Origin of the sequence: Curtobacterium sp. 9128, assembly GCF_900086645.1 — a bacterium.
Classification (GTDB): domain Bacteria; phylum Actinomycetota; class Actinomycetes; order Actinomycetales; family Microbacteriaceae; genus Curtobacterium.
Genome location: NZ_LT576451.1, coordinates 1365768 through 1383349 on the forward strand (window position 1 = coordinate 1365768; position 17582 = coordinate 1383349).

17 protein-coding genes are annotated in these 17582 nt (G+C 72.3%); 8 read left to right on the forward strand and 9 right to left on the reverse strand.

Annotated features, from left to right (window positions below; all coding sequences use genetic code 11):
• Positions 1-23 precede the first annotated feature (23 nt).
• Positions 24-1052, reverse strand: coding sequence for a LacI family DNA-binding transcriptional regulator (locus QK288_RS06705; protein ID WP_281267031.1), 1029 nt, complete (start codon positions 1050-1052; stop codon positions 24-26).
• 186 nt (positions 1053-1238) lie between these two features.
• On the opposite strand from QK288_RS06705, the gene QK288_RS06710 reads away from it, so the two are divergent.
• Complete coding sequence (locus QK288_RS06710) at positions 1239-2264, forward strand: SDR family oxidoreductase (protein ID WP_281267032.1); 1026 nt, start codon at positions 1239-1241, stop codon at positions 2262-2264.
• A 40-nt stretch (positions 2265-2304) separates the two neighbouring features.
• Here QK288_RS06710 and QK288_RS06715 read toward each other — a convergent pair whose 3' ends face one another.
• Together QK288_RS06715 and QK288_RS06720 are read right to left on the reverse strand one after the other, a co-directional pair.
• Entirely contained in the window at positions 2305-2850 is a 546-nt protein-coding gene (locus tag QK288_RS06715; RefSeq protein WP_281267033.1) for a TetR family transcriptional regulator, read from the reverse strand.
• A 77-nt stretch (positions 2851-2927) separates the two neighbouring features.
• Complete coding sequence (locus QK288_RS06720) at positions 2928-3590, reverse strand: DUF3592 domain-containing protein (protein ID WP_281267034.1); 663 nt, start codon at positions 3588-3590, stop codon at positions 2928-2930.
• A gap of 48 nt (positions 3591-3638) precedes the next feature.
• On the opposite strand from QK288_RS06720, the gene QK288_RS06725 reads away from it, so the two are divergent.
• On the forward strand, positions 3639-4091 hold the full coding sequence (locus tag QK288_RS06725) for a hypothetical protein (RefSeq protein ID WP_281267035.1): 453 nt from the start codon (positions 3639-3641) through the stop codon (positions 4089-4091).
• Between the two features lie 18 nt (positions 4092-4109).
• Here QK288_RS06725 and QK288_RS06730 read toward each other — a convergent pair whose 3' ends face one another.
• The 5 genes from QK288_RS06730 to QK288_RS06750 form a co-directional block, all read right to left on the reverse strand.
• Entirely contained in the window at positions 4110-4607 is a 498-nt protein-coding gene (locus QK288_RS06730) for a DUF427 domain-containing protein (protein WP_281267036.1), read from the reverse strand.
• A 9-nt stretch (positions 4608-4616) separates the two neighbouring features.
• A complete protein-coding gene (locus QK288_RS06735; protein ID WP_281267037.1) occupies positions 4617-5537 on the reverse strand; it encodes an alpha/beta hydrolase in 921 nt (306 codons plus the stop codon).
• Positions 5537-6922, reverse strand: a complete 1386-nt coding sequence (locus QK288_RS06740; RefSeq protein ID WP_281267038.1) for an FAD-linked oxidase C-terminal domain-containing protein — start codon at positions 6920-6922, stop codon at positions 5537-5539. The genes QK288_RS06735 and QK288_RS06740 overlap by 1 nt, the downstream gene beginning before the upstream one ends.
• Positions 6923-7355: 433 nt before the next feature.
• Positions 7356-7721, reverse strand: coding sequence for a VOC family protein (locus QK288_RS06745; RefSeq protein WP_281267039.1), 366 nt, complete (start codon positions 7719-7721; stop codon positions 7356-7358).
• 89 nt (positions 7722-7810) lie between these two features.
• Positions 7811-9784 (reverse strand): GMC family oxidoreductase, encoded by a 1974-nt coding sequence (locus QK288_RS06750; protein WP_281267040.1) that lies wholly within the window; start codon positions 9782-9784, stop codon positions 7811-7813.
• Positions 9785-9858: 74 nt separating this feature from the next.
• Between QK288_RS06750 and QK288_RS06755 the strand changes: the two genes are divergently transcribed.
• The 5 genes from QK288_RS06755 to QK288_RS06775 all read left to right on the forward strand — a co-directional run bounded on the left by QK288_RS06755 (position 9859) and on the right by QK288_RS06775 (position 15491).
• A complete protein-coding gene (locus tag QK288_RS06755; protein ID WP_281267041.1) occupies positions 9859-10536 on the forward strand; it encodes a TetR/AcrR family transcriptional regulator in 678 nt (225 codons plus the stop codon).
• Entirely contained in the window at positions 10533-11060 is a 528-nt protein-coding gene (locus tag QK288_RS06760) for a hypothetical protein (protein ID WP_281267042.1), read from the forward strand. Before QK288_RS06755 ends, QK288_RS06760 begins: the two co-directional genes overlap by 4 nt.
• A 69-nt stretch (positions 11061-11129) precedes the next feature.
• Positions 11130-12083: a manganese catalase family protein gene (locus tag QK288_RS06765; protein WP_281267043.1), complete on the forward strand. Its 954-nt coding sequence runs from the start codon at positions 11130-11132 to the stop codon at positions 12081-12083.
• A 96-nt stretch (positions 12084-12179) separates the two neighbouring features.
• Positions 12180-13967 carry a DEAD/DEAH box helicase gene (locus QK288_RS06770; protein ID WP_281267044.1) on the forward strand — a complete coding sequence of 596 codons (1788 nt, stop codon included), beginning with the start codon at positions 12180-12182 and terminating at the stop codon, positions 13965-13967.
• 183 nt (positions 13968-14150) lie between these two features.
• A complete protein-coding gene (locus tag QK288_RS06775; protein ID WP_281267045.1) occupies positions 14151-15491 on the forward strand; it encodes a fibronectin type III domain-containing protein in 1341 nt (446 codons plus the stop codon).
• Between the two features lie 165 nt (positions 15492-15656).
• Here the strand turns inward: QK288_RS06775 and QK288_RS06780 are convergent, their stop codons facing one another.
• Positions 15657-16580: an NAD-dependent epimerase/dehydratase family protein gene (locus QK288_RS06780; protein ID WP_281267046.1), complete on the reverse strand. Its 924-nt coding sequence runs from the start codon at positions 16578-16580 to the stop codon at positions 15657-15659.
• 127 nt (positions 16581-16707) lie between these two features.
• Between QK288_RS06780 and QK288_RS06785 the strand changes: the two genes are divergently transcribed.
• Entirely contained in the window at positions 16708-17523 is an 816-nt protein-coding gene (locus tag QK288_RS06785) for a TetR/AcrR family transcriptional regulator (RefSeq protein ID WP_281267047.1), read from the forward strand.
• The last annotated feature ends 59 nt before the right edge of the window (positions 17524-17582 follow it).

Consider the following 17582-nt stretch of genomic DNA (forward strand, 5'->3'; position numbering starts at 1 on the left):
CTCACCCGGCTCAGGACGCCGGATCAGGCGCGCTCGCGCACCACGAGCCGCGCCGGCACCACGGCCCGCTGCGCGGGCCGTCCACGGTCCGCCAGCCGATCGAACAGGAGCTCCGCGCCGACCCTGCCCACCTCGTACGGGTCGCTGTCGATGACGCTCACCCCGAACTTCGGCGCGAGCGGGAAGTCGTCGAAGCTGAGCACGTCGACCGGACGCTCGGCGTACCCGGTCGAGAGCAGCAGGCCGGTGCACAGGCGGTTGTTGTCCGTGAAGACCGCGGTCGGCGGGTCGGTGGCGACGAGCATCGACTCCGCGGCGGCCGTCGCGTCCGCGTCGGTGACGAGGCCGTCCCGGACGATGTCCATGTCGAGCGGCAGACCGGCCTCGGCGAGGGCGGCACGGTAGCCGTTCCACCGTTCGAGTGCGCCGCTGCCCGCTCGTGGGTGCCCGAGGAACCCGATGCGCCGGTGGCCGCGGGCGACGAGCATCGCGATGCCCTCGCGCGTGGACTGCTCGTTCGTCGTGGTGACGGCGTCGAGCAGCCCGTCGAGGCCGGGCGGCGGCGAGTCGACGAAGACGATCGCGGCACCGAACGAGGCCTCCTCCGCCAGGTAGGCCAGGTCGTCCCCGATCGGCGCGACGATGAGGCCGGCGACCCGGTGCGCGAAGAACTGCCGGATCACCCGGTGCTCCAGGTCGGCGTCGTTCTGCGCGTCGCCGGAGAGCACGAGGTGCTGGTGCCGGGTCGCCACGGAGTGGATGCCGCGGAGCATGGGCGCGAAGAACGGGTTCGTGACGTCCCCGAGCGTGACGCCGACCGTGGCCATCGACTGGTTCTTGCGGCGGAGCCCAGCGGCGATGTCGTTGAGCTGGAAGCCGAGTCGGTCGGCCTCGGCGAGGATGCGGGCGCGGGTCTCCTCCCGGACCGGCCCGTCGCCCCGGATCGCTCGGGAGACGGTCTTGATGCTCACGCCGGTGGCCTCGGCGATGTCCTGCAGCCGGGGTCGGCGACGCGGTCCGCCGACGCTCGCAGGGGTCTGCTCGGTGGGCATGCCCCGATCGTAGTGGCAACGATGTCACCCGCTGCTGCGCCGGCGGGTGCACGGAACGTTCAGGAACTGCACGGCCGCACCACTGCCGAACCCCTCGTTCAACAGTGTTGAATGCGAGTGCCACCCAGCAACGACGCTCGTCGACCGGCACGGCCGGACCCGTGGTGGTGACGAAGGGAAACGCACATGTCCGCACCGCTCACCGGCTCCTCCACCGTCGGCACGTGGCTCGACGACCCCACCGGGGGAGCCCTGCTCCGTGACCTGCTCGCCCCGGCCGGCCTCGACCCGGAGGCACTGATGCCCGCCCGTGGCATGGCGTTGCAGCAGCTCGTCGTGATGTCCGGCGGGCAGCTGCCCCAGTCGGCCGTCGACGACCTCGTCCGGGCTGCCAACGGTGGCGAGATCCCCGAATCCACCGAGGACACGGGTTGGACCGAGCAGGTCACCGCAGGCCGGTTCGCGGGCAAGACCGTCGTCGTCACCGGCGCCGCGTCCGGGATCGGGCGGGCGACCGCGTCGCGGATCGTCCGTGAAGGCGGTCGGGTCGTCGCCGTCGACGTCTCCGCCGAGCGGCTCGCCGACTTCGCAGCCGGCTTCGGCGGCGGTGCGTCGGCCGCCGGCGGCGAGGTCGTCACCGTCACCGGGGACATCACGAAGCAGGATGACATCGATGCGATCGTCGCCGCCGCCGGTGACCGCATCGACGCCCTCGCCAACGTCGCCGGCATCAACGACGACTTCTCGCCCCTCCACGAGACCTCCGACGCCACGTGGGACCGGGTCATCGGCATCAACCTCACCGGCGGGTTCAAGCTCTCGCGGGCGGTCCTGCCCGTGATGCTCGCCGCCGGGAAGGGTGCGATCGTGAACGTCGCCTCCGAGGCCGGCCTCCGCGGGAACGCGTCCGGCAACGCCTACACGGTGTCGAAGCACGGCGTGATCGGGCTGACCAGGAGTGCCGCGTTCATGTACGCGCAACAGGGCATCCGGGTGAACGCGGTCGCCCCCGGTGGTGTCGCCACCGGCATCCCGATGCCCGCGCACGTCTCCGAGGTCGGCGCAGCCCGCCTCGGCCCGTTCCAGGCGGCGATCCCGTCCCTCGCCACGGCGGAGCAGCTGGCCGCGTCGATCACGTTCCTGCTCAGCGACGATGCCGTGAACATCAACGGCGCGGTCCTGGCCTCCGATGGCGGCTGGTCCGTGCAGTAGCCCGGTCGGGACGCACGAGGGGGCGATCAGCTGAGGTCGATCAGCTGGGGTCGATCAGTTCCTGCAGGAGCCGGCCGTACTTCGCGACGACCTGGTCGTGGTCGGCGGCGAGCAGCGTCTCGTCGCCGACCACCCAGAGCGCGTAGAGCAGCCCGCCGACGAGTCCGGCGGCGAGCGACGCACGGAGGTCGGCGTCGGCTCCGGTCAGCCGGGCACGGAGCGGGCGGACGAAGGCGAGCTCGTGCTGTCGTCGGAGTTCCTCGTTGATGCTGTCCGAGTCCGCCGCGCGCAGCATCGCGAGGAAGGTCGAGCGCACCTGCGGCCCAGCGTCGAGCACGAACCGGATGAACCGTTCGCCGAGCGAGTCGAGTGGGCCGTCCGAGATCGGGTGCTGCGGCCCGACGGACTCCAGGACGGCCAGGAACAGGCCGTCCTTCGAGCCGAAGTGGTGGATCACGAGTGCCGCGTCGGCGTCGGCCGCGCGGCCGATGTCGCGGAGCGACGTCCCCGCGTAGCCCCGGTCGACGAAGAGCGTCGAGGCCGCGGCCAGGATGGCCGCCCGCTTGGTGGTCCGCGCATCCGTCACGTCGCGAGCATAGCCAGCCACGTCGCGGACGGGAGGCTCGGTGCGGGCCGGCACCGTGCCTCCCGTCCGGCGCGTGCTCACGTTCCCCGCTGCTGGTCGCGTTCCTGCTCGCGCTCTGCGATGCGCTCGGCCGCGCGCTCGAGGCGACGGGCTTCGGTCCGGCGGTCCTCGCGACGGACCCAGCGGATCGCCGCCGTCAGGAGCGGGACGAACACCGCCGTCCCGACGACGAGGACGATCGTCCACGTCCGGGCGTCGTCGACGAGCGCGTTGCGGATCCGGTCGCTGCGGACGCGGGGCTCGTCGGGGTGCGCCGGGTCGATCATCAGCTGGACGCGCTGCCCGACCCGGTAGACGCCGGCCTGGTCCGCGGAGTCGTCGTCCAGCCGCGTCGACACGGTCGCGCCGCCGATGCGGGTGCGGACGGTCGGCGTGTACTCGGTCCAGTCCGGGTCGCCGACGTGCCGCGTCTCGCGGATGTCGGTGACCAGGCCGGAGGCGGTGCGGCCCTCGTTGCGCAGCTGCGTGTCGTGGTGCAGCGCGACGTACTTGCCGGGGGTCGCGAACAGTCCGCAGAGGACCATCAGTCCGCTCGCGAGGATGAGTAGCCCGGCCAGCAGGAACCAGGCGACGAGCGCGAGGCCCCTGCGGTCGTCCCGAGGCATCGTCCTGAGCCACGTCCAGGCGTGGCGGGTGCGGTCGAACGGCCGTCGCCTGGCGCGTGGCCCCACGTGCGTCATCGGTGTTCCCCCACTCTGCGAGGATATCGGTGACCACGAGGGGGGACGGTGGCCGGACGACACGGGTACTCGAAGACGGGGCTGGAGAACCGCCGACGGGAGTGGGCGCGTCAGCACCCGCGTCGTGCGTGGGTGCGGTGGTGGCTCACGCTCCTGCTGGTCTTCGTGCCGCTGCTGTCCGTGCCGGTCTTCATCTTCGGTCTGCCGGTCTACGACCGCACCCACCCGGTCACGCTGGACTGCGCGGTCGACGCGGTGGCGGTCGGCATCACGACCGGCCGGTACTCGCACTCGCCGTTCGTGCGGTTCTCCTCGCCGGACTGCGGCGAGCTCACCCTGTTCCGCGGGGTCACACGGGAGAACCAGGACGACATCGCGGCCGAGGTCGAGCGGGGCGACCGCTACCGGGTCACGGTGGGTGGCGGGTCGTACCAGCTGCGCTCGTTCATCCGCGTGCTGAAGCTCCGGCCGGAGATCGTGCGGTACGAGCGGATCGGCTGAGGCTGCGTTCGCCCGGCGTCACCAGCCGAGGGTGCCCGGTTCGCCCTTGAACGGCCCGACGACCCTGGACGTGATCCAGCCGCCGTAGAAGTCGCCGGCCTGCGCCTGCACCCGTTCGCCGGCGACCTCGCAGGAGTCCATCTCGGCCGGGTAGATCGCGACTCGGTCGAGGAGCTCGCCGAAGCCCGGCTCGGGGGTCGGGTAGGTCCAGCCGGCGCGGGGCACGGTCGTGTCCCCGCCGTGCACGTCGAAGTAAGCCGCCCGACCCTTGAACTCGCACATGCTCGAGCCGGTCGTCCGGGTCAGTGCGCCGGGGGCGAAGTCCGACGCGGGCAGGTAGTAGACCGGCGGGTGGCTCGTCTCGAGCACCCGCACGGCGGACGTCGTGTCGGCGATGACCTCGCCGCCGAGTCGTACGACGACCCGGTCGGAGGTCGGCTCGACGCGGGGTGGTCGCGGGTAGTCCCAGACGGACTCCTGGCCGGGGCCCGGGGTGATCGGCGCGGGGTGTCTCATGCGGCCGGTCTACTCGCCGTCCGCTGTGTTCCTGGTCCCGTTCCCGTTCGCGGGCCTGGTCCCGTTCCCGTTCGCGGGCCTGGTCTCGTTCCCGTTCGCGGGCCCGGTCGCGGGCCCGTCCGCCAGGAACGCGAGCAGCGCCTCGTTGAAGGCGTCCGGCTGGTCGAGGTTCGTGGCGTGGCCGGCGTCCTCGATGACGACGACGTGGCCGTTCGGGTTCGTCCCGACGGCAGCCTCGGCGTGGGAGCACGGCCAGAGCTGGCTGTCCCGCCCGGCGACCATCGTGAACGGGACGTCGAGCCGCTCGATCACGTCCCGCCAGTCCTGCTGCCCGTGGTCACGGAGCAGCCGGGTGGTCTCGGGTGCGTTCGGCATCCGGAAGTCAGGCATCCCGCCGATCCGCTCGACGAGCCGCATCATGCCGGCCCCGCCCGCGTCGACCCGGGCGCCGCGGCCGGTGTCCGGGATGCCGTCGTCGAAGAAGGTCCCGCTGTTCTCCGGCGTCATCCCGTAGAAGCCGTGCGGCCAGTCGTCGGTGTTGACGAGCTTCGGCGTCTGGTCGATCGTCAGGACGCCGGCGATCCGGTCGGTGCCGAACAGGTCGACCGTCGCCCAGATGGTCGACGCGCCCATCGACTGGCCGACGAGCACCGCGTCGTGCAGGTCGAGCGCGACGAGGAGTTCGTGCAGGTCGGCACCGTGCCGGGCGACCCGCTGCCCCCAGAGCGTGTCCTGACTGGCACCGTGCGAGCGGCGGTCGAGCGCGATCACGCGGTGACCGGCCGCGACGAGGGCGTCCGCTTGCAACGCCCACCCGGTCGCGGGCATGGCGTACCCGGCGACGAGGACGACGGTCCGGCCGTCCGTACCGGCGCCGGAGTCCGTGCACGCCAGGGTCGCGCCGTCGGTCGTGGTGAACGTCTCGGGCATCAGAACGCCTTCCCGGGGTTGAGCGTGCCCGCTGGGTCGAGGGCGTCCTTGACCGAGCGGTGCATCGCGATGACGCGATCGCCGAGCTCCTCGCGGAGTCCGGGGAGCTTCAGGAGTCCGACGCCGTGCTCGCCGGTGACGGTGCCGCCGAGCGCCAGGCAGTCCGCGACGATCGCGTCGAAGGCGGCCTTCGCGCGGTCCTTCGCGGCGGCGTCGCCCTCGGGAGCGATGATGAGCGGGTGCAGGTTGCCGTCGCCGGCGTGTGCGATGTTCGCGATGGTGACGTCGTTCGCCGCCGCGGTCGCCTGGATCCGACGGAGCATCTCGGGGACCGCGCTCCGCGGGACGCAGATGTCCTCCGTCAGCACCGGTCCGAGCCGCTCGAGTGCCGGGTACGCGAGACGTCGCGCCTGGAAGAGCCGGTCGATGTCCTCAGGGTCGGTCGCACGTTCGACGTCGGTGCCACCCGCGTCCGCGAAGACGGCGGCGACCTGGTCCGCGAGTTCGTCGCCGGCGGCACCCCGTTCGTCGACACGGGCGAGCAGCAGCGTGTCGACGTCGGACGGCAGGCCGAGCTGCATCCACTCGTCCACGGCGCGCAGGCACGTCCGATCGACGATCTCGAGCGCCGCGGGGATGATCCCCGCGCGCGAGATCGCGGCGACGGCGTCCCCGGCTGCGGTCAGCGACGGGAAGTACCCGATGACCGCCCGTTCGTCGCGTCCGGCGAGGGGGAGGAGCTTCACGGTGACCGACGTGACGATGCCGAGCGTGCCCTCGGACCCCACTACCAGCCCGGCGAGGTCGTAGCCGGCGACGCCCTTCGCGGTCTTGCGGCCGAGCTCCACGACGGACCCGTCGGCGAGCACGACGGTGAGGCCGAGGACGTAGTCCCGCGTCACGCCGTACTTCACGCAGCAGATGCCGCCCGCGTTCGTCGCGACGTTGCCACCGATCGTCGAGATCGCGGAGCTGGCGGGGTCCGGCGGGTACCAGAGGCCGTGTGTCGCCACCGCGGCACGGAGTGCGTCGTTGATCACCCCCGGCTGGACGACGGCGTACCGCTCGTCGACGTTCACCTCGACGACGGCGTCCATCAGCTCCAGTGACAGGACGATGCAGTTCGCCACCGCGTTCGCCCCACCGGACAACCCGGTCCCGGCACCGCGCGGGACGACCCGCACGCCGGCGGAGGCCGCCCAGCGGACGGCCACCACGACGTCGTCGGTGCTCCGTGCGAGGACGACGGCCAGCGGCTGGACGAAGTCGGCCCACTCGGCGTCGTCGTGGCTGTAGCGCGCGAGCGCGTCGTCGTCCCGGAGCACCTGGTCGGCACCCAACAGGTCGTCGAGCGCGGCGGTTTCGACTTCGGAGCTGACGGTCATGGAGCAGGGGTCCTTCCAGGACTCGGCGGTGAGACCCGACCGACGATACCCGTCGGGCGGATGCTGCCTCTGGACCATTCGTCGCGTGGGCCGTACCCTGATCTCCACAGCTGCCCCAGACCCCGGCCGCCGTTCCAGTTCTGCCTGCCCCGACACTCGTCGGTGCGTCAGGACCGGCCGCCGAGGGCCCCTGATCCGCTCTCGGTCGGTCGACTCCGTGGTGACACCGGGGCGACGCACTCCCCACCGCACCACGGCAGGTCGCACCGTGTCGACGGCGACACGAGGTGCGACCGGGTCGGCGGAACCTCGTACCCGACGAGGCTCCGCCGACTCCTTTCCGCGCGGGTGACCGCGCGAGTTTCGCGCCCAGCGACAGAGCACGGCACCGAGCACGCGAGAACTGTCGCTCAGCGCGAGACTCGGCGCCCGATCAGTCGAGGCAGAACTCGTTGCCCTCGATGTCCTGCATCACCAGGCACGACTCGTTCTCGTCGTCGGCCGGCAGTAGCCGCACGCGCGTCGCCCCTCGCTCGACCAAGCGGGCCGCCTCGGCCTCGAGCACCGCGAGCCGTTCCTCGCCGACCAGGCCGGTGCCGACCCGCACGTCGAGGTGCACGCGGTTCTTCACGACCTTGCCCTCGGGCACCTGCTGGAAGTACAGCCGCGGTCCGGAACCGTGCGGATCGCTCGCGGAGTCCTCGTCGGCGACGTACCCGCGCATGTCGGCCCAGAAGCGCGCGACGCCCGCCGGATCGGCGCAGTCGACGGTGACCTGGATCTCGCGGACGCTCGCCATCGACCCACCCTAGCCAGCAGGCGGACAGGAGGCTCGTGGCGGACACGGCCACGAGCCTCCCGTCTGCCCCGTGGCCGGGATGCGGGCCGTCAGCCGCCCGTCATGTGCGCGACGGTCCGCATGGCGGTGGCGAAGATCGTGAGCACCGGGTTGACGCCGCCGTTCGTCACGTGCACGGAGCCGTCCGCGACGCGGAGGTTGTCGTGTCCCCACACGCGTCCGAAGTCGTCGACGACCGAGTTCGTCGGGTCGGACCCCATGCGGAGCGTGCCGGCCTGGTGCTGCCCGCCGGACGGCCCGACCGGCGTGCCGCCCACCTCGACGGTCGTCAGCGCCCCCGCCGCGCGGAGCCACGACGCGGCCAGCGCGCTCGTCGCGTCACGGGCGCGGAGGTCCTCGGCGTGCACGGAACCACTCAGCCGGGCGACCGGGATCCCGTGCCGGTCGACGATCCGGTCGTCCACGCGGACGCGGGAGTCGGCTGACGTGACCTCTTGGACGGGGCCCATCAGCCGCATGGTCCGGCGGACGAGGTGTCGCATGCCGTCCGTCGACGCCCGGCCGGTCCGCGGCAGGAGCCCCGCGCCGACGAGGTACCGGTAGGTGTTCGACGGGGTGGCGACGAACTCGTTCGCGATCATCCCGCCGCCGACGATGCCGTCGTTGCCGTGCCGCCGATCGGTGGTCGCGATCGAGGGTCCCGGCCCGACGAGGTCCTCGACGACGTCGTCGAACACCCCGGTCGCGCCGCCGTACACGTGTCCCTGCAGGTGTCGCCCGACCAGGTCGTTGCCGTTGCCGATGCCGTTCGGCTCCCGGTCGCTCCGGCTGTTCAGCAGCAGGCGTGCGGACTCGATCGCACCGGCGGCGACGACGACCTCGGCGGCGTCGACGTCCTGCTGCCACGTGTTCCCGTCGACCGTGCCGACGAGGGTGACGCCGACGACGCGTCCCGCCGCGTCGGTGCGGAGCCGGGCCGCCCGGGTGTCGAGGACGATCTGCGCCCGGCCGGTCGCGAACGCCCGGGGCAGCATCGTGTTCTGCGAGCCGTTCTTCGCGTCGACGGGGCAGGCGAACCCGACGCACATCCCGCAGTTCGCGCAGGCCCGACGTCCGAGCCACGGGGTGCTGTTCACGAGGAGCGGGACGTGCACCGTCCCCAGACCGAGGGCCGTCGCGCCCGCTGCGAGTCGTTCGCGCGACGGCCCCGACCGCACGGGCGGCATCGGGAGCGGCCGGGAGCGGTGGCCGGACCAGCGACCGTCATCGGGCCCGCCGCTGACGCCGAGCTCCCACTCAGCGCGCGTGTAGAACGGCTCGAGGTCGTCGTAGTCGATCGGCCAGTCCGCCAGCGCGCTGCCGTCCGGGACGCCGTACGTCGTCGCCATCCGGAAGTCGAGCGGCGCGAACCGCCAGGCCTGTGCGCCGTAGACACGGGTGCCGCCGCCGGCGGTGGACGCGTTGTTGTTCCACCCGGGGTCGGCGGGCCGGATCGGCAGGTGGGTGCGCCCGTCGTCCGTGACGCGGAGGTCGAGCGGGTCCGTCGGGCCGGACAGCGGCGCGAGACCCCAGTCGGAGCGGGGGTTCCGCAGGTGGTCGTGGGCGAGCGTCGCGGTGTCCGGCCACGCGCCCGCCTCGACCACGAGGACGCGCCGACCTGCCTCCGCCAGACCGCATGCCGCGACGCCACCGCCGGCGCCCGAGCCGATGACGACGGCGTCGTACCGAGGCGCCAGCTCGGACGGGTGCACCGTCACCGGCCGGTCCGTCGGGACGGGGACGGGCACGGGCCAGCCGTCGAGGGGCTCCGGTTGCCAGCCCACCGCCGGCCACGACGCCGGGTCCGCCCAGTGCCCACCCGCGACGAGCTCGGCGAACCAGTCCCAGTGCTCGCTCGCCGACCCGCGCTCGGCGACGTCGCGGAGCCGCGCTGCCCACTCGGGGCGTTCGGGGAGGACCGACAGGAGGAAGTCGACGCCGGCGGCCGAGGAGCCGGGGACCACCTCGTCCACGCGCTCCCGGAGCCGCATCGCGGTCGCGTCGTCGAGCTGGGGATCCGGCACCGGGACTCCTTCGTCGTGGCGGTGGTCGCCCTGTACGTCTACCACGGACGCGGCGCGAGGTGTAGTTTTTGAACGTGTTCGAAAATGACGACAAGCCGACGCCCAAGCGCGAGCGGACCCGCGCCGCCATCCGCGCGGTCGCGATCCGGTCGCTGCGCGAGAAGGGCTACGACGCCACGACGATGCGGGGGATCGCCGACGAAGCCGGGTTGTCGGTCGGCAACGCGTACTACCACTTCCCGACGAAGGACCACCTCGTGCAGGAGCTCTACGTGGACGTGCAGCACGAACACCGCGCGGCCGCGCTCCCGCTGCTCGACACGACGGACGACCTGACCGCACGCATCGGCATCGTCCTGCGCACCGGGCTCACGAACCTCGCCGGGTACCACGCCATCGCGCCGCAGTTCCTCGCCGCGGCGGTCGCACCGAACTCGCCGATCAACCCGCTGGCGGCGGAGTCGTCCGAGGCGCGGGACCTGGTGCTCGACCTCTTCACGCAGGCCGTCGGCGGCGCCAGGCAGCAGCTGCCAGGGCGCCTCACCGAGGACATCCCCTCGGCGCTCTGGATGGGGTACCTCCTGCTCGCGCTGTTCTGGACGTACGACACGTCCGCGGCGCAGGCCCGGACGCACCGGCTCGTGGACGCCATGCTCCGCGTGCTCCGCTTCGCGCTCCCGATGCTCCGGATCCGGCCGTTCCGCGCCACCGTGACCGAGATCGTCGGCATCGTCGCGGGACGCGCGGCATGACCGGGGCGGCGAGCCCGCGGCCGTCGACGCCCACGTGGTCGGACAGCTGGTGGCTCGTGCTCCGCGCGCTCGGGTGGCTGCTCGGGGTGACCCTCCCCGCCACCGTCGTGCTCGCGATGTTCCTCCCCGGTGCGATCGAGGGGTGGGGGATGCAGCCAGAACCATGGTGGCTGGCGATCGTCAACGTGCTGCTGTGGATGCTCATGGTCGTCGCGCTGTCGTCGTTGCCCGCCGTGCTCGCAGCCGTCGTCGCGTGGCCGTTCACGATGCTGCTCGGACGAGCGATGCGCTCGGTGCGGTCCCGGACGCTGCACGTCGTCGCGACGTCGGCGCTCGCCGGGGTCCTCGCCGCGCTCCCGCTCGCGCTCCTGCCGGTGTTCGTCCTCTTCGTCCCGATGTCGATCGCGGCCGGTGCCGCCGCCGCCCTCGCCCGGAACGGCGAGTTCCGACGCGCCGACCGCCTGGCCGCCGCAGCCGCGCACGAGACCCACGAGACCGAGAGTGCGCCTGCTGGCTCATCCTGACCAGCGCCGCACACCGCGGCGAGGAGCGTGAGGGCTGCACGGCGACGACGTCGTGCACGAGGAGGACCCATGTACTTCCACGCTCAGACCTGGATCAACGAGATCCCCGCCGGAGACCCGGACCCCGCCGCCGCGAACGCACTGCAGGAGGGCCTCGGCGGCCAGTTCGGCGAGATGCGCACGATGATGCAGTACCTCTTCCAGGCGATGAACTTCCGCGGCCCGGCCGCGAAGCCGTTCCGCGACCTCATCCAGGGGGTCGGGACCGAGGAGATCAGCCACGTCGAACTCATCGGGACGACGATCTCCCGGCTGCTCGACGGCGCACCCGGCTACTCGGGCAAGCTGACCGACCCGCTGGACACCCCGGGAGCGAAGGGCGCGACGCCGCTGAACATCGCCCTCGACACCGGGAACATCCACCACTACCTCGTCGGCGCCCAGGGCGCACTGCCGGTGGACGCCGCCGGCAACCCCTGGAGCGGCAGCTACGTCTACAACTCGGGCAACCTGCCGCTCGACCTGCTCTACAACCTCATGCTCGAGTCGACGGGGCGCCTGCAGAAGTGCCGCATCTACGAGATGACGGACAACCCGACGGCCCGCGCCACGCTCGCCTACCTGATCGTCCGCGACCAGGCCCACGAGAACGCCTACGCGAAGGCGCTCGAGTCGCTCGGCGTCGCGTGGAACTCCCTGCTGCCGATCCCGAAGACGAACGCCGAGCGGTTCCCGGAGGTCAAGACACTCGTCGACCTCGGCCTGCAGAGCAAGCAGTACAGCTTCGACCTCGACGGGGCGTCAGAGGCGGCGAAGATCTTCCGCGGAGCGTCGCCGTCCGGCGACGGCACCGACCTGGTGGCGGACGAGCAGGCGCCGAAGGGCGTGCCGTCCTTCATCGCCGACGAGCGGCTCGAGGAGTTCGCGCCGGGACTCGACGCCGACCTGCTGGCCCTCATCCAGCAGACGGCGGAGCTGGAACTCGACCAGGCCGAGACCAGCCTGTACGGCCCGGTGAGCTGACCGGAGACGGACGGGAGGCTCGTGGCGACACCGCCACGGGCCTCGACTCCGTCATCCCGGTCGATACCGGAGCCGCGAACCGGGTACCGTACCAGGATGAGCTCCGAGACGACCAGCACCACCGAACCCACCGACGAGGGGCCCGTGGTGACGTTCGCCGACCTGGGGCTCAGCGACAACGTCCTCAAGGCCGTCAAGGAGATCGGGTACGAGACCCCCTCCGCGATCCAGGCAGCCACCATCCCGACGCTGCTCGAGGGGCGCGACGTCGTCGGCCTCGCGCAGACCGGCACCGGCAAGACCGCGGCCTTCGCGCTGCCCGTCCTGTCCCGCATGGAGTCCGGCTCGAAGCTGCCGCAGGCACTCGTCCTGTCCCCGACGCGCGAGCTCGCCCTGCAGGTCTGCGAGGCGTTCGAGCAGTACGCGTCGCACATGCGCGGCGTGCACGTCCTCCCCGTCTACGGCGGCCAGGCCTACGGCGTCCAGCTCTCCGCGCTCCGCCGTGGCGTCGACGTGGTCGTCGGCACGCCCGGGCGCATCATGGACCACATCGCCAAGGGCACGCTCGACCTGTCCGAGCTGAAGTACCTGGTGCTCGACGAGGCCGACGAGATGCTCAAGATGGGCTTCGCCGAGGACGTCGAGACGATCCTCGCCGAGACCCCGGACACCAAGCAGGTCGCACTGTTCTCCGCGACCATGCCCGCGCAGATCCGTCGCATCTCGAAGCAGTACCTCAACGACCCGGCCGAGATCACCGTCAAGGCGAAGACGACCACGTCCGCCAACACGACGCAGCGCTACCTCATCGTGTCGTACGCGCAGAAGGTCGACGCCCTGACCCGCATCCTCGAGGTCGAGGACTTCGAGGGCCTCATCATCTTCGTCCGCACGAAGAGCGAGACCGAGAACCTCGCCGAGAAGCTCCGTGCCCGCGGGTACGCCGCAGCCGCGATCAGCGGTGACGTCGCGCAGGCGCAGCGCGAGCGCACCGTGAACCAGCTGAAGTCCGGCAAGCTCGACATCCTCGTCGCGACGGACGTCGCCGCCCGTGGCCTCGACGTCGACCGCATCACCCACGTGGTGAACTTCGACATCCCCGTCGACACCGAGTCCTACGTGCACCGCATCGGCCGCACCGGTCGTGCCGGCCGCAGCGGTGCCGCGATCAGCTTCGTCACGCCGCGTGAGCGCCGCCTGCTCACCGCGATCGAGAAGGCGACGCGGCAGCCGCTGACCGAGATGACGCTCCCGAGCATCGAGGACGTCAACGTCACCCGCCTGACGCGCTTCGACGACGCCATCACGGCGGCGCTCGAGTCCCGCGACCGCATCGAGGCGTTCCGCGACATCATCGCCCATTACGTCGAGCACCACGACGTGCCGGAGCAGGACGTCGCTGCAGCACTCGCCGTCGTCGCGCAGGGGGACACCCCGCTGCTGCTCGACCCGGCCGAGGACGCCCTCCGCCGCCAGGTCGAGCGCGACCAGCGTCGCGACGAGCGCAAGGGCCGCGAGCGCGAGGTGGACGGCGGCGACCGTCGCCGTCGCTCGGTCCCGATGACCCCGTACCGCATCGAGGTCGGCCGTCGTCACCGCGTCGAGCCGCGCCAGATCGTCGGTGCGCTCGCAAACGAGGGGGGCCTCCGCCGCGACGACTTCGGTGCGATCCGCATCCAGCCGGACTTCTCCATCGTCGAGCTCCCGACGGACATGCCCGGCGACGTGATCGACAAGCTCAGCGACACCCGCATCAGCGGCCGGCTCATCGAGATCAAGCCGGACCGCCGTGGCGGCGGTGGCGGGTACCGCCGCGGACCGCGGGACGACCGTGACGACCGCCGCGATCGCGACGACCGTCCGGCGCGCAAGCCCCGGTACTAGACCCCACCGACGACGGACTGGAGGCACTGCGCACGACGTGCGCGGTGCCTCCAGTCCGTCTCGTGGTTGCGGGAGACCGCAGATCGCACCGCACATCGTCCTGCGGCGGTTCCGCACGGCCCCGCGCGGTGCTTCGCTGGCCGCGTGCGCGACGCAGGGAGCCGCGCGGACAGGGGATCGATCGTGTACAGAGCAGTGTTCACCGCCGCAGCGGCGGCCGTGCTCGTCGTCGCCGGGGCACTCCCGGCGCAGGCGGCACCACGTTCCAGCACGCCGGGGACGCCGACCTCGGTGTCGGTGACCGGTACGGCGACCGATGCCGACGTCACGTGGGGCCTGCCACGGTCCGGCGCGAAGGTGCTCGGGTGGGCCGTCACCGTCCGTCCGGCCGAGCACCAGCCGCGGCACGGGGTCGACCTGCTGCGCGCATCGGCGCGGTCCGACCACTTCGGCGACCTGACGGCCGGTACGACGTACTCCTTCACCGTGCGGGCGGTCGGCACGAGGGGCCCCGGCCCGGCCGCGACCGTGCGGTACCAGCCGGTCGCGCCCGCTCCGGTGGGGCAGTCGCTGTTCGCGCTCGACGCGGCAGGGAACGTCGTCCGCTTCCCGACGACGGGGACCGGCACACCGGCCACCATCGCGCCGAACGGTGCCGGCTACACGGCGAACGACGAAGGCGACGTGTTCGTGCCGTCGGCCGACCGGACCGCCATCGTGATGTACCCGGAGGGCGGGGGCGCTGCACAGACCATCGCGACGGGCCTGCACCTCACCGCTGATCTCCGGACGGACCTCACGGGCAACCTGTACTGGGTGGACAGCGTCACCGGCGGGGTTGTGAGGCTCGCCAGGGCGGGCGGGCCCGCGACGCCGTGGGTGTCCTTCGGGCCGGTGCCGAACTCGGGCACCACGACCCTCTGGGCCGTCGGACGGGACGGCACCGTGTCGACCTGGACGAGCACGACGACGACGGCCTCGGTCGTGACGAGGACCCCGGCGGGGACGACCACCACCAGGACCATCAGCTCCGGCGCGACGGGGGTGTTCGGCTACGTGCGGGCGCTCCTCGCCGACGCCCACGGTGGGCTGTACATCGACTGGAGCTCGCCCGGTGGAGCTGGCTCGTACATCTGGGCCGCGCTGCCCGCCGGGGCGACCACGTGGGTCTCGGCCGAACCGCGGCTGGCGTTCGAGTACGGCGCGACGAACTCGTCGTCGTTCCGGCTGTTGCAGTCGAAGGAGTGGTGCACCTCGCCCGCCGAGAACTCCGGGCAGTGCTCCGTCGACCGGTCGATCCCGTCGCTGCTCGTCCGGGCGCTCGACGGCACGACGTCGTCGGTCCCCGTGTCCGGGCTGACCGCCGGGTCGCGCGGATCGAACGTCGGCGCCGCTGACGAGGCCGGCGACGTGTTCATCGACGTCGACCAGGCACCGACCGCCGGGCTGTGGCGGGTCCCGGCTGCCGGGGGTGCAGCGCAGCAGCTGTCCACCGCGCAGTTCTCCCGCTTGCTGGTGATCTAGCCACGCTGCCCCCGGGCGGGCCGGGTGCGGGCCGGGCCGGCTGCCGAATCGCGCGTAGGAGGTCGAATCGCGCGTAGGAGGTCCGGATTTCCGACCCCCTACGCGCGATTCCGCCTGCTACGCGCGGTTCGGCCCAAGCGTCCGCGGGCAGTGCGCCCGGCCGCGTCAGGCGAGACCGGCCGTCCGGCGGCAGACCTCGTCCCACGGGGTCGGCTCGATGCCGAAGTACTCGCGGGACGCCGTGTCGTCGAGCACGTACGGCGCGGTCCACTGGTAGCTCATCTCGGCGACCTCCTTCATCATCGGCGACACGAGCCCGATCGCGCGGATCGCACCAGCGGGTAGCCGCCGCACCGTCACCGGGGGCTTCCCCGCGGCGGCCAGCACGTCGGTCAGCGCCTCGACCTGCGACCTCGGCGGGTTCGACGGGACGTGCCAGACCCTGCCGAGCGCCTGCTCGTCGGTCGCCGCGGCGACGATCGTCCTGGCGACGTCCAGCACGTCCGTGAAGGTGTGCGGCAGGTCGGTGCGGCCGATCATCGTCACCGCCTTGCCCTGCAGTGCCGCGGGCAGCACACGGGTGATGTGCCCGTTCTCGCCGATGCCCGGGCCGAGGTAGTCCGAGCCGCGGACCTCGACGGTGCGGATCCGTCCGGCCCGGTGCAGCTCGAGCGCGTCGTGCCACATCCGCGCCCGGAGCATGCCCTTGTGGTCGGTGGCGGCATCCGGCATGCCCTCGCGCATCGGGGAGCCGACCGGCCCGTACGGGTAGAGGTTGCCGGTGATCGCGTACACGGCCCCGGTCCGCTCGGCCGCCGTCAGCAGCGAGGCCGCGAGTGGGGGCCAGTTCGCCTCCCACTGCGTGTAGTTCCCCGGGTTCGCGCAGTTGTACAGGACCGCCGCACCGTCGGCGGCCCGGGTGAGCGCCTCGGGATCCGAGGCGTCCAGGGCGACGTGACCGACAGCCTCCAGGCCGGTGTCCCGACCCGAGCGTGTGGCGACCGTGACGCGCTCGCCGCGGGCCGCGAGCAGTTCCGCGACGTGCCGGCCGACGGGTCCGGCGCCGATGACCAGGTGGAGCTCCGACATGGTGTGTCCCTTCGGATCGATTGGGAGAGCAGTGCTCTCGTCCCCTCGAGCATGACATCGCTCCGAGACAAAAGCAAGAGCAGTGCTCTCTCTTGTGTGCAGTGCTCTCCCGTGGCAGGGTGGGGGCATGGCAGACCGGGCTCCGACCGCACGTGACCTCGCTCGCGAGACGATCCGGACGCGCATCCTCGACGCGGCCCGGGCGCGACTCACCGAGGAGGGGCCGGCCCAGCTGAGCCTGCGTGCGGTGGCGCGCGACGTCGGCATGGTCTCGTCCGCGACCTACCGGTACTTCCCGAGTCGCGACGACCTGCTCACCGCGCTGCTCGTGCAGGACTACAACGAGCTCGGCGCGGCCGTCGAGCGCGCGGACGCGTCGCGCGACCTGACCGACGTCGGCGGTCGGTGGATGGCGGCGTGCCGCGCGATCCGGGAGTGGTCGGTCGGACACCCCGGTGACTTCGCGCTGCTCTACGGCAGCCCGGTCCCCGGGTACGCAGCGCCGCAGGAGACGATCGAGCCCGCCACACGGGCGACGCTCGTGCTGGTCCGGATCGCGCTCGACGCGACGGTCGGGAGGCCCGGGTCGGCTCCGGCAGGTGCGCCGGCACCCGGGGTTGCCATGTCGGGCCCCGCTGCGGCCGGGCCGTCGGCGGGGCCGGTGGTGGCCGATGCGGTGGCGTACATCCGGGCGCTCGGGTACGTGGAGGACATCGACGACGAGGTGGTCATGCGGACGCTGATGGCGTGGACGTCGCTCTTCGGCACGGTGTCGTTCGAGCTGTTCGGCCACTACGTCGGATCGGTGTCGGACCACGCCGCGTACTTCGACCTCGTCGCGGAGCGGCTCGCGGCGGACATCGGGTTCGTCGCGGTGGCATCAGGAGCTCCCAGTCCCGCTGTGGACGGTGCGGATCATCCCCAGATCGGGGCGGCACGCTGACGCGCCGGGCGCTCCTGGGGTAGACAGGTCCCGACGCCGAGACCGACCCGACGGCCGGA

What these genes read in the sequence shown, in the direction of transcription:
- QK288_RS06705 (WP_281267031.1), bottom strand. Translation starts at nt 1,052, where the DNA reads ATGCCCACCGAGCAGACCCCTGCGAGCGTCGGCGGACCGCGTCGCCGA.
- QK288_RS06710 (WP_281267032.1), top strand. Translation starts at nt 1,239, where the DNA reads ATGTCCGCACCGCTCACCGGCTCCTCCACCGTCGGCACGTGGCTCGAC.
- QK288_RS06720 (WP_281267034.1), bottom strand. Translation starts at nt 3,590, where the DNA reads ATGACGCACGTGGGGCCACGCGCCAGGCGACGGCCGTTCGACCGCACC.
- QK288_RS06730 (WP_281267036.1), bottom strand. Translation starts at nt 4,607, where the DNA reads ATGAGACACCCCGCGCCGATCACCCCGGGCCCCGGCCAGGAGTCCGTC.
- QK288_RS06735 (WP_281267037.1), bottom strand. Translation starts at nt 5,537, where the DNA reads ATGCCCGAGACGTTCACCACGACCGACGGCGCGACCCTGGCGTGCACG.
- QK288_RS06740 (WP_281267038.1), bottom strand. Translation starts at nt 6,922, where the DNA reads ATGACCGTCAGCTCCGAAGTCGAAACCGCCGCGCTCGACGACCTGTTG.
- QK288_RS06745 (WP_281267039.1), bottom strand. Translation starts at nt 7,721, where the DNA reads ATGGCGAGCGTCCGCGAGATCCAGGTCACCGTCGACTGCGCCGATCCG.
- QK288_RS06760 (WP_281267042.1), top strand. Translation starts at nt 10,533, where the DNA reads ATGACCGGGGCGGCGAGCCCGCGGCCGTCGACGCCCACGTGGTCGGAC.
- QK288_RS06765 (WP_281267043.1), top strand. Translation starts at nt 11,130, where the DNA reads ATGTACTTCCACGCTCAGACCTGGATCAACGAGATCCCCGCCGGAGAC.
- QK288_RS06770 (WP_281267044.1), top strand. Translation starts at nt 12,180, where the DNA reads ATGAGCTCCGAGACGACCAGCACCACCGAACCCACCGACGAGGGGCCC.
- QK288_RS06780 (WP_281267046.1), bottom strand. Translation starts at nt 16,580, where the DNA reads ATGTCGGAGCTCCACCTGGTCATCGGCGCCGGACCCGTCGGCCGGCAC.
- QK288_RS06785 (WP_281267047.1), top strand. Translation starts at nt 16,708, where the DNA reads ATGGCAGACCGGGCTCCGACCGCACGTGACCTCGCTCGCGAGACGATC.